This window comes from Pseudomonas sp. LB3P93 (assembly GCF_054898025.1).
Genome location: NZ_CM142713.1, coordinates 5,343,045 through 5,359,316 on the forward strand (window position 1 = coordinate 5,343,045; position 16,272 = coordinate 5,359,316).

Sequence of the window (16,272 nt, forward strand, 5' to 3'; positions counted from 1 at the left end):
GCGCGCTCTGTGCGCCAAGAGTCTTGAACCTGCATGCCCATGTCTTCGCCATTCCCCGACGGCCATCGCTCCCTGCCACCGGTCCTCGCCGGCCCGCTGTTGCGGCGCCTGGAGCCCACGCGCCTGGTGCTCTGGCTGGTGGGGACCCGGGCCTTGTCGCTGACCTTGCGCCTGCACGGTGTCGGCGACATTCGCCTCGATGCCGGGCAGTGCACGGTCATCCCGGTTGGCAAGCATGCCTTCGTTCATCTGATCGATGTGCCGCTGACGACCGCCCTGCCCTGCGACACCCAGATCGACTATGACCTGCTGATTGATGACGCCGCGACCGGTATTGCCGACTGGGCGCCACATCTGCTGTACGGCGAAGCCCGTTGCCCGAACTTTGTCTTGCGGTCGCGCATCGATCAGTTGATGCACGGTTCCTGCCGTAAACCGCATTATCCGGCAGCCGACGGTTTGCTGTGCGTCGATCGTTTTCTGGCGACAGCGCCTGCCGCGACAGAGCGCCCGGCCCTGCTGATGATGAGCGGCGATCAGGTGTACGCCGACGATGTCGCCGGCCCGATGTTGCGCGCGATTCATGCCCTGATCGCGCAACTGGGGCTGTTCGAAGAACACCTCGAAGGTGCGGTGGTCAGCGACAGCGCCAAGCTCTACGAGCACCCGGCCAGTTACTACCATCGTGCGGATTTGTTACCGGCGCTTGAGAGCAACAAAACCTTGCGCGAGCGATTTTTCGGCGGCGCACGTAAGCCGATTTTCACCAGCAGCAGTGCCGACAATCATCTGGTGACGTTCGCCGAAGTCATGGCCATGTACCTGCTGGTCTGGTCGCCGACACCCTGGACACTGATCGCGCCACAACCACCGGTGCTGACGCCCGAAAGACGCAAACGTTATGCCCTTGAACAAACGCGCATCGATGACTTCAAGGCCGGTCTGGGGGGTGTCGGACGGGCGATGGCGCACCTGCCGTGCCTGATGATTTTCGACGACCATGACATCACCGATGACTGGAATCTTTCTGCGCAATGGGAGGAAACGGCCTACGGCCATCCGTTCTCCAAGCGCATCATCGGCAACGCGCTGCTCGCCTACATGCTGTGCCAGGGCTGGGGCAACAACCCGGATGCGTTCGTCGGTGTCGTGGAAAAAACCCGTTTGTTGAGTGCCACGGGGCACGACCATTATCTCGACCGCGACGTCCAGGACGAGCTGATCGATGAGCTGCTCGGTTTTCAACACTGGCATTACGTGCTGCCCACGACACCGGCGCTGGTCGTCATCGACACCCGCACCCGACGCTGGCGCAGCGAGATGAACCTCAAGCAACCCTCGGGTCTGCTGGACTGGGAAGCGCTCAGCGAACTGCAACAGGAACTGCTGGATCATCCGTCGGCGATCATCGTTTCGCCGGCACCGATCTTCGGCGTCAAACTGATCGAAACCGTACAAAAAGTGTTCAGCTGGTGCGGTTATCCGCTGCTGGTCGACGCGGAAAACTGGATGGCCCATCGCGGCGCGGCCCAAGTCATCCTGAATATTTTCCGACACTCGCGTACCCCCGGTAACTACGTGGTGCTGTCAGGTGATGTGCATTATTCCTTCGTCTACGAAGTCCTGATCCGACACCGCAAGGCCGGTCCGCGAATCTGGCAAATCACCAGCAGCGGCATCAAAAACGAATTCCCACCCGCGCTGCTCGAGTGGTTCGATCGCCTCAACCGCTGGCTCTACTCACCGCGCTCGCCGTTGAACTGGCTGACCAAACGCCGACGGATGCGCATCATCCCGCACATCCCTGAACATGCTGAAGCAGGTGAACGGCTGTGGAATTCGGCGGGGATCGGCCAGGTGTTCTTCAATGAGAAAGGACAACCCCAGGAAATTTATCAGCACAACTCGAATGGTGCGCCGAAGACACGGATGGTTGCGCCTGAGAATGACGACTGAAAGTGTGAGTCACCATGAACCTCACCCGAACCCTGATCATCGGCAACTCTGGCTCAGGCAAAAGCTGGCTGGCTGAACGATTGGCCGAGCAACTTCACGTGCCGTGGACCGATCTCGATCAGGTTCACTGGACGTCAGACGAACGCAGCATCGCCCGCCCTCGCCCCGAAGCATTGGGCATGGCGCGAGTGCTGGCCGATGAAGAGTGCTGGGTGATCGAGGGGGTTTATGGCTGGATCGTCAGCGAAGTTATCCACAGAGCAACAGCGCTTGTCTGGCTGTGTGTTGACGACGAAATCTGCGTTGCCAACATTCGCCAGCGGGAAAACAGACCAGACAACGACGGGTTGTTGATGGTGTTGCTGGAATGGGCTGGCAGTTATCGGGTTCGCGAGGACTCCAGTGGGTTTTCTGCACACCGGGGCCTGTTCGAAGCGTTCAGTGGTTCAAAGATCAAACTTATGGCTCGAAGTGAAATCACGGCCTTCGTGCCCCCCCTTTTCGACTCATCTCACAGCGTTTAACAAGGATTTGTATGTTTGCACGGAGCAAGTTGGTGCCCGAACTGATGGTCACCGACATCAAGAGAAGCCTGTATTTCTGGACTTCATTAGTCGGTTTCAAGATCGCCTACGAGCGTCCGGAAGCGGGTTTCGCCTACCTCGATAAAAACGGCGTGCAAATCATGCTGGAGCAATACGCTCCGGACGAAGGCCCGTGGATGACTGGTGCATTGGAAGCGCCGTTTGGTCGGGGCATTAACTTTCAGATCACTGTTGATCTCGTCGAACCGATACTCAAGCGATTGGCAGAAGTTGAATGGCCCTTGTTCCGTCCCTGCGCCGAGGTCTGGTATCGCGCCGATGCGGTGGAAATCGGGCAACGTGAGTTTCTGGTACAGGATCTGGATGGGTATCTGGTTCGGTTGGTGGAGAGTTTGGGGGAGCGGGCGTGTTTGTAGGGCTCTGGAGGTCATAACGCACAAGATCTGTGGAGGCGACGAGTGATCGTTCCCACGCTCTGGTCTGCCCCCCAAAAGCGGACGCAGAGCGTCCATTGAGGCATTCCCACGCAGAGCGTGGGAACGATCAACACGATCTCAGGATGTTCTCACCGCCCGACAAACCCCTCTGACAATCATCTCCACTTCCCGCTCATCAATCGTCAACGGTGGCAGCAGGCGAATGGTTTTGCCCCGTGTCACATTGATCAGCAAGCCATGATCCCGTGCGGCGATCAGGGTCAGGTCGCGGATCGGCTGTTTGAGTTCGATGCCGATCATCAAGCCTTGGCCACGAATCGCCAGGACGTTCGGGTCGTCTGACAGTTCGGTGTTCAGCCTGGCCAGCAGGTGCTCGCCCTGGAGTCTGGCGTTTTCCAGCAGGCCCTGTTCTTCGATGATGTCCAGCACCGTGCAGCCGACCCGGCATGCCAGCGGATTGCCGCCGAAGGTGCTGCCATGGCTGCCCGGTGTGAACAGCTCGGCGGCTTTGCCCCGGGCCAGGCAGGCGCCGATGGGAATGCCGTTGCCGAGACCTTTGGCCAAGGTCATAACGTCCGGGACGATGCCTTCATGCTGGAAAGCGAACCACCGGCCGGTTCGACCGATGCCGGTCTGGATTTCGTCGAGCATCATCAGCCAGCCGCGCCGGTTGCACAGGTCGCGCACGGCTTTCAGGTAACCGGCAGGCGCCAACTGGACACCGCTTTCACCCTGAATCGGCTCCATCAGAATCGCCACGATGCGCGGACCATGGGCTTGCTGCACCTTTTCCAGCGCGTTGAGATCGCCGAAGGGCACTTTGACAAAGTCGCCGGGCAACTCGTTGAATCCCAAACGCACGGCCGGGCCGTCGCTGGCGGATAAAGTGCCCAACGTCCGGCCATGGAAGGCGTTTTCCATGACCACCACCAGCGGCTGCTCGACGCCTTTGTGCCAGCCGTAAAGCCGCGCGAGTTTCAGCGCGGTTTCATTGGCTTCGGCACCGGAGTTGTTGAAGAACGCCCGCTCCATACCCGACAACTTCGACAGTTTCTGCGCCAGCCTCTGTTGCCAGTCGATGCTGTAGAGGTTGGAGGTGTGCAGCAGCAGCCCGGCCTGCTCGCTGATCGCCGACACGATTTTGGGATGTGAGTGGCCGACGTTGGTCACCGCCACGCCCGCCACCGCATCCAGATACTCACGACCTGCCTGATCCCAAAGTCGGGTACCCAGGCCTTTGCTGAAACTCAGGGCCAGAGGTTGGTAAGTGGTCATCAGGCAGGCGGCGGTCATGACATCAAGCTCCATCAATTGTCGGTGTTTTTGCAGTATGGTTAGCCACCTGAGTTGGATAAACACTGCAACACTTCAATCATCTTAAAGCTGAGCTTGATAATGGATTTATTTCAGGCAATGACGGTTTACGTCAGAGTGGTAGAGGCCGGCAGCATGACGGCCGCCGCCCAACAGTGCGAAATGTCCACCACCATGGTCGGCAACCACCTTCGCGCGCTGGAGCAACGTCTGGGTGTGCGCTTGTTGAACCGAACGACTCGGCGCCAGCGACTGACGGAATTCGGCTCCGCTTATTACCAGCGCTGTCTGGAGGTGCTGGGATTGGTCGCCGATTCCGAACGCTTGGCCGAACAGAGCCACGACACGCCGAGCGGCACCTTGCACATTACGGCACCGCTGACCTTCGGCACTGAAAAGCTTGCGCCGGCGCTCAGCGAGTTCACCCTGCGTTACCCGCAAGTCAAACTGGACGTGGTGCTCACCAACGGGCGACCCGACCTTCTCGAGAACGGCCTCGATGTGGCGTTTCGCTTGGGAGCGATCGAACCGTCCAACCTGATCGCCCGTCCGCTCATCGACTACACGCTGACCATGTGCGCCTCGAAGGCCTATCTGGCACGCCGAGGAACACCGGAAAAACCCGAAGACCTGCAACATCACGACTGCTTGTCCTTTGCCTATCCGGTCGGCGATGACTGGCAATCCGTGGAAAAACAATGGCGCCTGAGCGGGCCGGAAGGCGAAGTGATGGTGGCCGTCAGAGGCCCGATGCTGATCAACAGTTCGGCCGGGCTGCATCAGGCCGCTCGAACCGGGATGGGCGTCGTGATGTTGCCCGATGCGCTGGTCGAGCAGGATTTGCTGGACGGAAAACTGGTGGCGTTGATGCAGAACTACCAACTGCCGAGCAGGCCGATGCACCTGGTGTACGCCCAGGATCGCTACCGCTTGCCGAAATTACGTCGCTTCGTCGACTTCGCCATGCAGTTGTGGGCCAAACACTAGCCGGGGCATTACGCCATGCACTAATCTCCCCAACTGACGGGTCACTTTGATATCAGTGCAGGGAGAGCGGTGATGGGTGAAGCATCGAATATCGAGCCGTTGAAATTCAATGTGTCGGATTTGAACGAGGACATGCTGCACACCATTCTGGAACTGGTCAGTGACGGCATTTGGGACTGGAACGCCAACACCGGGTTCGTCTACCGTAATCCTGGGTGGTACGAAATGCTCGGCTACGAAGTCCACTCCCTGGACAACACCGTGTTTACCTGGGAAAACGTGATTCACCCCGACGATTACCCGCGGGTGATGACGGTGTTTGATGATTACCTGAATCAACGGGTGCCGGGCTATCAAGCCGAGTATCGCTGCCGCAAGAAGGACGGCAGTTATATCTGGATTGAAGATCGCGGTTACATACTGGCACGCAATGTCGACAGATCGGTGGCGCGGATGGTCGGCGCGCACCGCAGTATCGAAGACAAGAAACGCCTCTTCGAGGAGATGGAACGGCGCAATCAATCCCTCGAAGCCATCGTCGAAGAACGTACCCGGGAGTTGTCGCGGGTCAATCAGCAGCTGCACATTCAACTTGAAGAAAACCGCAAACTGGCGGAAACCGATGCGCTGACATCGATCGCCAATCGCTATCGCCTGGAAAAGGCCCTGCCCCAGGAATGCGATCGTGCCCAGCGCTTTCGGCAGCCGCTGTCACTGATCGCCATGGACATCGATGACTTCAAGAACATCAACGATTACTACGGCCATGCGCTGGGAGATGCGGCGTTGATTCAGGTCGTCGAGAGCGTGGAACGTTGCGTGCGCGAAGGCGATCTATTGGCGCGTTGGGGCGGCGACGAGTTCATCCTCATCCTGCCCAATACCTCGCTGGCCGACGCCAGATCCATCGCCGAAAAAATCCGTCATGGCCTGTCGAGTCTGCCACCTGTGGGAGAGTTTCAGGTGACCATGAGTTTTGGCGTGGTCCAGCGCTTTGAAGAAGAGCAACAGACAGGTCTTCTGGCCAGGGCGGATCAGGCGTTGTATCGGTCGAAGATCGCGGGCAAGAATGTGATTTCGGGATGAGTGCCCTCCTGCATGTCCGCGATGTACTGGCCTCGGAAGTGGAATCCGTACGGCTTTTTCTTGAGCAGAACGGATGGGCTCACCGCCTGGGATCAACTGAACATTTTGCGCAGTTGATCGGCAACTCTCAACGTACCGCGCTTGCCGTGAAGGACGCCCACATTGTCGGGTTTGCCCGTGGCATCACCGACGGTCTGTCCAACGGTTACCTGTCGATGGTTGTCGTGTCCGGACAGCATCGACGTGAAGGTATTGGCCGAGCGCTGGTCGAGCATGTCATGGGCGAGAGCACTGACATCACCTGGGTTCTGCGCGCGGGCCGCGAGGGCGCTTCGGAATTCTTTTCGCACCTGGGCTTTGAACCGTCGAGCATCGCAATGGAGCGCCCACGCAGTCGTTAGACAAACCGCCTTTCACATCCCCGCCTTCACCAGCACCGGTTTCTCCTGATACCGGTCCGGGTAGAGCTGCTTGAGCGCCGCTACTTTCGGCAGGTCGTTGATCACGATGTACGGATACGTCGGGTGCTCGGTCAGGAAGTCCTGATGTTCCTCCTCCGCCGGGTAGAAACCGTTATAGGTTTCCAGCTTGGTCACGATGGGCTTGTTGAACGAACGGGCGGCGTCGAGCTGGGCAATGTAGGCCTGGGCGACGCGCTGCTGTTCAGTGTTCGCCGGGAAAATCGCCGACCGATACTGCGTGCCGCTGTCGGGACCCTGGCGGTTCAACTCTGTGGGGTTGTGCGCCACTGAGAAATAGATCTGCAGCAAGGTGCCGTAACTGACCTGCGACGGATCGAAGGTGACCTCGACCGACTCCGCATGACCGGTATCGCCATCGCTGACGCGCTCATACCGGGCAGTGTTCGCTTCACCGCCTGCGTAACCGGAGACGGCTTTTTTCACGCCTTTAACGTGCTGGAACACCCCTTGGACGCCCCAGAAGCAACCGCCAGCGAAGACTGCAGTTTCGCTGTGGGCCTGAGTGGTTTCATCCAGGGCAGGCGGCGGGATGATGACCGCCTCATCAGCGGCACCGAAAGAGAACGCCGAGCATTGGCTGATGACGCCGGCAGCCGCCAAACCCAACAAGGTGCGGCGCCAGGTAAAAGTGGTTTTCATGAGTCTGACTCCTGAACAAATGAAAGGGCTATCAACCGAACGTAAAGGCATATGCCGACACACCCGGATCGAGAAACTCGATGCTGAAGGTCCGGTCTGTCACGCCGCCGTTCTGGCGCACTAATTGATAAAGTCGTTGCTCGCTGACACTGCCGCTGCCGTCGGGCGCCACGTCGGTACCGTGGGCATCGCCGGGGGCTTTTCCGTCAATCAGCACTTTGAAGCGCACCGGTTTGCCGTCTGCGCCGGGGCCCAGTACCAAGTGCAAATCGCGAGCGTGGAAGCGGTAAACAATGCGGCTGGCGGGCGCAGTTGAGGTCGCGCGTTCAGAACCGACGTTCCATTGACCGTCCAGGCCCCAATCGTTGAGTGCCAGTTGCGGTGGAGTGCTGTACGCCGACACCTTGTCTGGCACCAGACCGGTTTCCGGTACGAAGTGCTCCGCACGCTGGTAGCCCACGTACGTTTCCGGCGACTGGACTTCATTCATGTCGGGGGCAAGTTGAACCCCGGTGGCGTCGGCCTTGATTAGCCCGTCGGCGACCTTTGTGGCTCCCGCCTCTCGCAGCAACTGCTGGATAACGCGCTCCGATTCGGCGTACTCGCCTTCACCGAAGTGGTGATAACGAATGCGCCCCTGCGCGTCGGCAAAATAGTGGGCCGGCCAGTACTCGTTGTTGAAAGCTCGCCAGATCTTGTAGTCGTTATCGATCGCCACCGGATAGGTGATGCCAAGGTCTTTCATGGCTTTGGTGACATTGCCCACATCACGCTCGAAGGCGAATTCGGGCGCATGAACACCGATCACCACCAAGCCCTGATCGCGGTACTTCTCGGCCCAGGCTTTCACATACGGCAAGGTGCGCAGGCAGTTGATGCAGGAGTAAGTCCAGAAATCCACCAGCACGACTTTGCCCTTCAATGCCTGTGCGGACAGAGGGGGTGAATTGAGCCACTGCACGGCGCCGTCCAGCGACGGGAGGTTGCCTTCAATCGGCAATGCGCCCGGCGCTTTCGCCGACATTTTCATCGCCCCGCCAGCGGCCATCATCGCCCCGCTGTTATTCGGCGACTTACCGGCCAACCGGCCTACCAACGCCTGCTCGATGCCGCCCGTGGAAGCTGTCGAAACCCGCGCCAGAATCCCGGTGTCCAGCCCGAGGGCAATGGCCGCCACACCAGCCAACATCGCCGCGCCCAAACCTCGACGTACCCATTCACCCGCGCCAATCGAGCGCTTCATCGCCGCAAAGACTTTACCGCCCAGCAACAACGCCACGGCGAGCGAAGTTGCGGCACCCGCGGCGTAAGCCAGCAACAGCAACGTGGTGGTGATGCTCGCCCCTTGCAGCGCCGCCCCGGTCAGCAACAGCCCCAGAATCGGTCCGGCACACGGCGCCCAAAGCAGGCCCGTGGCGACGCCGATCAGGAACGAAGCGCCGGGACGCGGACGAGCATCGGCGCCCGCGGCTTCCGACAGTCGGCTGCCGGCCGCCACCAGCGGACGAGTCAGGCGCTCGGCCAATCGAGGCAGCAGCAACGTCAGCCCGAACAGTGCCACGAACAGCAACGCGAGCCAGCGACCGTACTGATTGACTTGCACCACCCAGCCGCCGCCCACCGCCGCCAATGAGGCGACGAGCGCGAAGGTCAGCGCCATCCCCGCCAGCAGCGGCAAGCCACTTTTCATAAACGGCTGCCCGGTGCGAGCGAAGACAAACGGCAATACCGGCAGAATGCACGGGCTGACAATCGTCAGCACACCACCGAGATAAGCGAGAACCAGAAGCCACATAGCATCGACCTGCATTAAATGAGTGAAAGGAAGTGCCCATGGGTCACGCCGCCTGGGGCTCGAAGGTCATCGCCAGACCGTTCATGCAGTAACGCAGGCCGGTGGGCTTGGGCCCGTCGTCGAAGACATGGCCCAGATGACCACCGCATCGGCGGCAGTGGACTTCTTCGCGCAGCACGCCGAAGGATCGGTCTTGGCGAGTCGCCACCGCCTTCTCCAGTGGCGCCCAGAAACTGGGCCAACCGGTGCGGCTGTCGAACTTGGTGTCGGAAGAGAACAGCGGTAGATCACAACCGGCACAGGCGAAGGTCCCTTCGCGATGCTCGTTGTTCAGCGGGCTGCTGTAGGCCCGCTCGGTGCCCTCTTCCCGCAGGATTTCGTACTGCTCGGCGCTGAGCATGGCGCGCCATTCGCTGTCGCTGTGAGTCACCTCGAACACCTCCGACGCACTGGCGTCGCTGACCAGCGCAGTACGGGCGGCAAATTTTGGCAACACACCGATCACCAGGGCTGCAGCGCCCAGCCCGCCGCTCGCTGCAAGAAACTGTCGCCGTGAAAACATGGCCTTCTCCAAAATTCCAGGTGCCTGATAGGGAACACAGCCTAGGCTTGGGTTGATCGCCAAATCCTCACAGGGAGTTAAACAATTCGTGATAACTCGCCCTGAGGAAAACCCGCACAATGTGCCCATTGCGCTACAAAGGATTGAGCTTTATGGAACAGACCAAACGTGTCCTGGTGGTCGAGGACGACCTGCACATCGCCGACCTTATCTGCCTGCATCTACGCGATGAGCAGTTCGAGGTGGTGCACTGCGCCGACGGTGATGAAGGCATGCGACTGCTACAGCAAGGAAGCTGGGACGCACTGATCCTCGACCTGATGCTGCCCGGTGTCGACGGCCTGGAAATCTGCCGTCGAGCACGAGCGATGGCTCGCTACACACCGATCATCATCACCAGCGCCCGCTCCAGCGAAATGCACCGGATCCTGGGGCTGGAACTCGGAGCAGACGATTACCTCGCCAAGCCTTTTTCCATGCTTGAACTGGTCGCCCGGGTCAAAGCCCTGCTGCGACGCGTCGACGCCATGGCCCGCAACCTGAAAATGGACGCTGGGAGCCTGACCACAGATGGCCTGACCATCGACCCGATCACCCGCGACGTCTCTCTTGACGGTCGTCGCCTGGACCTGACGCCGCGGGAGTTCGACCTGCTGTATTTCTTCGTCCGACAGCCTGGCAAGGTGTTCTCGCGGATTGACCTGCTCAACGCGGTCTGGGGCTACAGCCACGAAGGCTACGAACACACGGTCAACACCCATATCAACCGCCTGCGGGCCAAGATCGAAGCCGATCCGGCACAACCCGCGCGCATCCTCACGGTGTGGGGTCGTGGCTACAAGTTCGCGGCCAAGGAGGAGCAGCCATGAGGCTGACCCTGACACAACGCCTGTCCCTGGTGTTCGCCCTCCTGTTGCTGGTGTGTTGTGGCACGTCGGCCTGGATGCAAGTGCGCTCCAACAAGATGCATGAACTGGAAGTGGTACAAGGACTGTCGCGCGATCTTGCCCAGCACATCGCCCGCGACACCGTGCTGATGGACACCAACGGCCTGATGCCCAATGCCGTGCGCGAATTGTTCAGCAAACTCATGCTGGTCAATCCCAGCGTCGAGGTCTATCTGCTCAACACCGAAGGGCAAATTGTCGGCAGCGCCGCCCCCGAAGGCCGGATACACCGGGAGCGGATCGATCTGGCACCCATCCAGCGTTTGCTCAAAGGCGATGCGCTGCCGATTCTCGGCGACGACCCACGCAGCGCCGACGGTCGCAAGGTGTTCAGTGCCGCGCCGCTGAAGGTCAACGGCAAACCGGCAGGTTATCTTTATGTGGTGTTGCTCAGTGAAGAGCACGACCGCTTTGCCGAACGCGGTGCCACCAGCGCCGCGCTCAATACCGCGCTGCTGTCCATCGGTTTGGTAGCGTTGTTGTGCCTGATCGCCGGCCTCACCGCATTTGCCCTGATCACCCGACCGTTGCGTCGATTGACCGAAAGGGTCAGCCAGTTCGACATCGACGGCGTCCCATCCACACCCCCCGCATCGGACCCGGTGGAAAAAGCGTCGAACCACGATGAAATAGCCGTACTGGACGCCGCTTTCCGCCAGATGCAAACCCGCCTTAGCGAACAATGGCGCTCGTTGACTCGCCAGGATCAGGAACGCCGCGAACTGGTGGCAAACATCTCCCACGACCTGCGCACACCGCTGGCTTCGCTGCACGGTTATCTGGAAACGCTATCGTTCAAAGACGCCACGCTGTCCCCCGCCGACCGTCGTCGCTATTTGGGCATCGCCCTGGATCAAAGCCGCAAGGTGGGCGGTCTGGCGCAATCGCTGCTCGAACTGGTGCGACTGGAACACGGTTTCGTGCAACCGGTGCTGGAGCGTTTTTCCCTGACCGATCTGGTGCAGGACATCTTCCAGAAATTCGAACTCACCGCCGAAGCGCGCCAGATCGAACTCAAAGCGACCTTCGCGCCTAACGTTTCAGCCGCCTGCGCCGACCTGGGGCTGATCGAGCGTGTGCTGACCAACCTGTTCGACAACGCCCTGCGCGATACCCCTCAGGGGGGCGAAATCGAACTGAGCCTGCGCCCTCAAGGGCCTTTTATCGAAGTTACCGTCAGCGACACCGGCCCCGGCATCGCTCCCCAATTGCGCGAAGGTTTGTTCTTGCGTCCGTTCAACATTGGCGGTGCCCGGCGCGATGGCGGGCTGGGGCTGCGGATCGTACATCGGATCCTGCAACTGCACGGCCGCGAGATCCAGTTGATCGACGTTCCGGGACGCGGTGCGACCTTCCGCTTCTCCTTGCCGGTGGATGAACAAACGGCAGAACAATGGGCCGTTCGCTCGATGAACCTGAATTCGATGGGGAAATAGCCCGGATTCGGTGGTCACAGCTTTGAACCTGATGCTGAGGCGAGAAAACGCTAATGACTGCCACGACACCCCTGTATATCGGCTGCGCCGGATGGAGCCTGCCCCGCGAACAGTGGAAGGCATTTCCCGCCGCAGGCACTCACCTGCAACGGTATGCGGCACAGTTGACTTGCGCGGAAATCAACAGCTCGTTTTATCGGCCTCACCGCCCGGCAACCTATGCACGATGGGCCGAGAGTGTGCCGGAGGGCTTTCGGTTTTCAGTCAAAGTCCCGAAGCAGATCACCCACGAAGCTCGCTTGCTGAACTGTGAAACGTTGATCGATGACTTTATCGAGCAATGCTCCCATCTGGGCCAGAAGCTTGGGTGCCTGCTGATCCAGATCCCGCCCTCCTTTTCATTCGAAGTCAAAACTGCCGAAACCTTCTTCACCACATTTCGTTCGCACTACAGAGGCTATGCGGTGCTTGAACCGAGGCATGTCAGTTGGCAAGCCTCTGAGGTGCAAGCGTTACTGATTGAGCATCGAATTGGCCAAGTAGCTGCCGATCCTTCGCCGCTACCCAATGGCGATTTACCAGGTGCCTGGCAGGGCATCCACTACTACCGACTGCACGGATCACCGCGAATCTACTACTCAAGTTACGAAATGCCATGGCTTGGGGAACTGGTTCAAAAGTTACAGACCCACGCCGATGACGCTCCCACCTGGTGCATCTTCGACAACACCGCCAGTGGCGCGGCGGCGACCAACGCGCTGGAACTTCAGCGAATGACATCTCCACGCCAAAAATGATGACCAACCGCCTGTTCATCCGTGACAACTCAGGTCAGGTCCAATAGATTAGGCGGCCTGAAAAGGCTCCGTGCTTTCTCGCCTAAACCCAAGTTAAAAGAAGTAGTGAAATTTCAATGTCCGATTCCAATACCGCTGAATCCGTAGTCACCTTGTCGTCCAAAGCGGAATACGAAAACTCCATCAATCTTTCACAGCATGTGCCGCAGGCCAAGACCATCAGCGAGATGGTCCTGGACGCTTTTCAATCCACCCGGGAAAGCGACCAGATCCGCGAACTGCGCATCGCGATTCGCCAGGCTCACGACAGCTTCGACGACGATAAAGCCTATGAACTGATGGGCGAACTCAAGCAACTGAAAGACGCCGAAGCGTCCGACATTGCCGCGCTGGAAGACCTGAGCAGCAAGTTCCCGATCAGCCGCATTCTTTCCAGCTTCAAGGACGATCCGGCCTTTCAGGAAATCGTCTACGGCCTGGCATTGAAGGTGCTGAACCAGACTCATCAGGCCATCAGCAACCCGAGCACCGGCAAGAGTAAAGTGGCTCGCGCCAAGAAAGACCTCGAAGTGTTCACCATCAGCAAGGACGGCATAAGCGTCACGCTGCCGCTGCGCACGCCACGTTCGAGCCTGAACGTAGATCGCGAAGCCCTGGAATTCCTGGGCTTGACCTTCGTCGGCGAAGGCGATGACGCGGTAATTGAAAGCGAGACGTTCCTGGACAACACCGGGGCCGAACAAGCGGTCAACCGCAAGAACATCATCACCGCACTTCAGCAGCAAACCGCGTTCGACGGCTACAGCATCGCCGCGCAGTAACACGATCGACCTGAAAGCCCCGCCTCTGAAGGGTAATGCTGTTCACTTAAGACAATCTTCGGGCGAGCAAAAAACCTGTGGCGAGGGGATTTATCCCCGTTGGGTTGCGAAGCAGCCCCCGGCGCCCGTTCAGACAGACCGAGTTGTCCGGATTTACGACTGCTTCGCAACCCAACGGGGATAAATCCCCTCGCCACAAATGTGAACGCCCGTGAACAGCATTACGCCCCCAAGCGGGGCTTTTTATTGCCCGAAAGATTTACCGCGCCAACGGATACAGGGCCGCGATCATATCCACTTCTATCGGGGCGTTTTTTGGCAGCTGGTAAACACCGACGGTCGTTCGAGTGTGTTTGCCGGCGTCACCCAACACCCGCGTGAAGACGTCAGACGCGCCGTTGGCCACGTCACTGAGGTCCACAAAATCGAACGTGGATTTCACATAGACCGTGATGCGCAGCAGTGCCTTGACGTTATCCAGCGACCCGATGGCCTCTCGGATCAGTGCAAGCCCGCGTATCGCGCTGATGCCAGCCGCCTCTTGAGCATCGGCCAGGTTGAGTTCCAGTCCCACCCGGCCGGGGTACTGGATTTTGCCATTCATCCGCGGCACCAGCCCGCTGACATACAGTTCATCATCGTGCCGAATCAGCGGCGCGTAACGCCCGCCTGCAGAGTTCTCGTCGTAGATATCAAAGCCGAGTTCTTTAGCCATCGCGAGGAAGCGTTCGTCGCGACTCATTTGATTACTCATTAACTGAACCCCTCTTAATCAATCATGCACACGCGAAGGTGATGGTAGAGAGAGATGCGTGTCTTGATCAGGGCAACTTCGTATAAGATCCAACAAACTTTACTGCCAGGGAGACCAGTAAAATGCAGCGCGCCGTCATCGCCGCCATCGAGTTCCAGCCGGGAGTGCCGCTGGTGCAGCAGATCGTCGATCAGTTGTCTGTGGCAATCAGCCAGGGTGGCTTGCCTCACGGGGCCAAGTTGCCACCGATTCGCGAACTCTCCGAGTTGATGAACGTGGGTAAATCTACGGTGGTCGACGCCCTGGACCGATTGCGGGCCCAGGGACTGGTGGTCTCACGCCAAGGCTCGGGGCATTACATTCACCGCCCAAGCAGCCAACCCCACAGTGCGACTGGCCCCGACCTGCAACCCCAAGACACCCTCAGCCGGGTCCGCCGCGCCTTGCTGCTGAACAATGGCGCGCTGCGCCCCGGCTGCGGGTTTCTGCCCGCCTCGTGGTTGCCCGCTGACGAATTGCTCAAAGCCGTGCGCAACACTCTTCGCGCGACCGCGCTGCGCATGGGCGAATACGGTGAAGTCGGTGGTTACCGACCGTTGCGCGAGGCGTTGCGAGTCAAGCTGTCGACCGTCGGCATCGAAGTGCCGGTCGAGCAGATCATCACCACCGCCAACACCGTGCAGGCCATCGACCTGCTGATGCGCCTGTTGATAAAACCTGGCGACACGGTGCTGCTCGACGATCCGTGTTACTTCAACATGCACACCAATCTGGCGCTGCACGGCGCCAAGGTCATCACCATTGCCCGCGATTGCAACGGCCTGGATCTGGACACCTTCGAGCAATTGCTGATTGCCCATCGCCCCGTGATGTATATGACCAACAGCACCCTGCACAACCCGACCGGGCACTCGTTCTCCGCAGCCCAGGTTTATCGCCTGCTCGAACTGAGCCACCGTTACGGCGTGCACATCCTCGAAGATGACTTGTACGGCGACATCCAGCAAAGGCGCACCCCGCGCCTGGCCGCGAGCGGTCTGGACAATGTCAGTTACGTATCTGGTTTCTCCAAGACCCTGACCGCCAACAGCCGGGTCAGCTATACCGCGCTATCGCCGCAACTGGCCGCACGATTGATCAACTTGAAGATGAGCTGCGGCGGCGTGACGTCGGAACTGGCGGAGCAGATCACCTGCACCATGCTGAGCAACGGCAGCTACGCCAAACACACCCGGCGCACCGTAGATCGTCTGTATGAATCGAGCAGTCGCGTGACGAGATGGCTGGTAGAGGCCGGATGCTCAGTGTCATCGATGCCGGGTGAAGGGCTGTTCATCTGGACACGATTGCCCGAAGGGCTGCATGCCGAAACGCTGGCCAGCAAAGGCCTCGAAAACGACCTCGTCCTCGCCCCCGGCACCTTGCTGAGTAAAGCCGCCGAAGCCAACAGCTTCCTGCGTTTCAACGTTGCGCATAGCGATAGCCCGCAGGTGCGCGAGCAGTTCTTTAGATTGCTCGACTATTACAAAGCGTAACCACCCACCGTCTCTGTGGCGAGGGAGCTCGCTCCCGCTGGAGCGCGAAGCGTTCCCCTGCACTTCATGAGAAATGCAGCACTGGCAGGCTTTACGACTGCTACGCAGCCGAACGGGAGCAAGCTCCCTCGCCACAAACATGCGTTCAACGAAACGTTTTCTGGCGGCATGACATTCCC

Annotated in this window: 16 protein-coding genes; 11 read left to right on the plus strand and 5 right to left on the minus strand. The window is 59.5% G+C overall.

The features are described from left to right. Positions 1-33 precede the first annotated feature (33 nt). From ACYZT8_RS24315 to ACYZT8_RS24325, 3 genes are read left to right on the plus strand one after another with little or no spacing between them, the layout of a single operon-like run. Positions 34-1,956, plus strand: a complete 1,923-nt coding sequence (locus ACYZT8_RS24315; RefSeq protein WP_461976576.1) for an alkaline phosphatase D family protein — start codon at positions 34-36, stop codon at positions 1,954-1,956. 14 nt (positions 1,957-1,970) lie between these two features. Next, positions 1,971-2,480: a P-loop NTPase family protein gene (locus tag ACYZT8_RS24320; RefSeq protein ID WP_461976578.1), complete on the plus strand. Its 510-nt coding sequence runs from the start codon at positions 1,971-1,973 to the stop codon at positions 2,478-2,480. 11 nt (positions 2,481-2,491) lie between these two features. Next, on the plus strand, positions 2,492-2,917 hold the full coding sequence (locus ACYZT8_RS24325) for a bleomycin resistance protein (RefSeq protein WP_461976580.1): 426 nt from the start codon (positions 2,492-2,494) through the stop codon (positions 2,915-2,917). Between the two features lie 138 nt (positions 2,918-3,055). On the opposite strand, the gene ACYZT8_RS24330 is transcribed toward ACYZT8_RS24325, so the two are convergent. Next, positions 3,056-4,231 carry an acetylornithine/succinylornithine family transaminase gene (locus ACYZT8_RS24330; RefSeq protein WP_461976582.1) on the minus strand — a complete coding sequence of 392 codons (1,176 nt, stop codon included), beginning with the start codon at positions 4,229-4,231 and terminating at the stop codon, positions 3,056-3,058. Between the two features lie 102 nt (positions 4,232-4,333). Here ACYZT8_RS24330 and ACYZT8_RS24335 point away from each other — a divergent pair, with 102 nt between their 5' ends. From ACYZT8_RS24335 to ACYZT8_RS24345, 3 genes are all read left to right on the plus strand, one after another. Next, positions 4,334-5,239, plus strand: coding sequence for a LysR family transcriptional regulator (locus tag ACYZT8_RS24335; protein WP_461976584.1), 906 nt, complete (start codon positions 4,334-4,336; stop codon positions 5,237-5,239). A gap of 72 nt (positions 5,240-5,311) precedes the next feature. Then, the gene (locus tag ACYZT8_RS24340) at positions 5,312-6,325 is read left to right on the plus strand and encodes a sensor domain-containing diguanylate cyclase (RefSeq protein WP_461976586.1); all 1,014 of its coding nucleotides are present in this window, start codon (positions 5,312-5,314) and stop codon (positions 6,323-6,325) included. Next, positions 6,322-6,726, plus strand: a complete 405-nt coding sequence (locus ACYZT8_RS24345; protein WP_461976588.1) for a GNAT family N-acetyltransferase — start codon at positions 6,322-6,324, stop codon at positions 6,724-6,726. The genes ACYZT8_RS24340 and ACYZT8_RS24345 overlap by 4 nt, the downstream gene beginning before the upstream one ends. A gap of 12 nt (positions 6,727-6,738) precedes the next feature. On the opposite strand, the gene msrA is transcribed toward ACYZT8_RS24345, so the two are convergent. From msrA to msrB, 3 genes are read right to left on the minus strand one after another with little or no spacing between them, the layout of a single operon-like run. After that, complete coding sequence (msrA, locus tag ACYZT8_RS24350) at positions 6,739-7,446, minus strand: peptide-methionine (S)-S-oxide reductase MsrA (RefSeq protein WP_461976590.1); 708 nt, start codon at positions 7,444-7,446, stop codon at positions 6,739-6,741. 31 nt (positions 7,447-7,477) lie between these two features. Then, the gene (locus ACYZT8_RS24355; protein ID WP_461976592.1) at positions 7,478-9,241 is read right to left on the minus strand and encodes a cytochrome c biogenesis protein DipZ; all 1,764 of its coding nucleotides are present in this window, start codon (positions 9,239-9,241) and stop codon (positions 7,478-7,480) included. Between the two features lie 43 nt (positions 9,242-9,284). Further along, positions 9,285-9,803, minus strand: coding sequence for a peptide-methionine (R)-S-oxide reductase MsrB (gene msrB / locus ACYZT8_RS24360; protein WP_461976594.1), 519 nt, complete (start codon positions 9,801-9,803; stop codon positions 9,285-9,287). A gap of 152 nt (positions 9,804-9,955) precedes the next feature. On the opposite strand from msrB, the gene ACYZT8_RS24365 reads away from it, so the two are divergent. The 4 genes from ACYZT8_RS24365 to ACYZT8_RS24380 all read left to right on the plus strand — a co-directional run bounded on the left by ACYZT8_RS24365 (position 9,956) and on the right by ACYZT8_RS24380 (position 13,804). Next, positions 9,956-10,672, plus strand: a complete 717-nt coding sequence (locus ACYZT8_RS24365) for a response regulator transcription factor (protein ID WP_461976596.1) — start codon at positions 9,956-9,958, stop codon at positions 10,670-10,672. Beyond that, positions 10,669-12,186, plus strand: coding sequence for a sensor histidine kinase (locus ACYZT8_RS24370; RefSeq protein WP_461976598.1), 1,518 nt, complete (start codon positions 10,669-10,671; stop codon positions 12,184-12,186). Before ACYZT8_RS24365 ends, ACYZT8_RS24370 begins: the two co-directional genes overlap by 4 nt. Before the next feature lie 53 nt (positions 12,187-12,239). Beyond that, positions 12,240-12,983 (plus strand): DUF72 domain-containing protein, encoded by a 744-nt coding sequence (locus ACYZT8_RS24375; RefSeq protein WP_461976600.1) that lies wholly within the window; start codon positions 12,240-12,242, stop codon positions 12,981-12,983. 116 nt (positions 12,984-13,099) lie between these two features. Beyond that, entirely contained in the window at positions 13,100-13,804 is a 705-nt protein-coding gene (locus ACYZT8_RS24380) for a hypothetical protein (protein WP_461976602.1), read from the plus strand. A 259-nt stretch (positions 13,805-14,063) separates the two neighbouring features. Here ACYZT8_RS24380 and ACYZT8_RS24385 read toward each other — a convergent pair whose 3' ends face one another. Then, entirely contained in the window at positions 14,064-14,558 is a 495-nt protein-coding gene (locus ACYZT8_RS24385) for a RidA family protein (protein WP_461976604.1), read from the minus strand. A 122-nt stretch (positions 14,559-14,680) separates the two neighbouring features. Here ACYZT8_RS24385 and ACYZT8_RS24390 point away from each other — a divergent pair, with 122 nt between their 5' ends. Next, positions 14,681-16,093 (plus strand): aminotransferase-like domain-containing protein, encoded by a 1,413-nt coding sequence (locus tag ACYZT8_RS24390; protein ID WP_461976606.1) that lies wholly within the window; start codon positions 14,681-14,683, stop codon positions 16,091-16,093. The last annotated feature ends 179 nt before the right edge of the window (positions 16,094-16,272 follow it).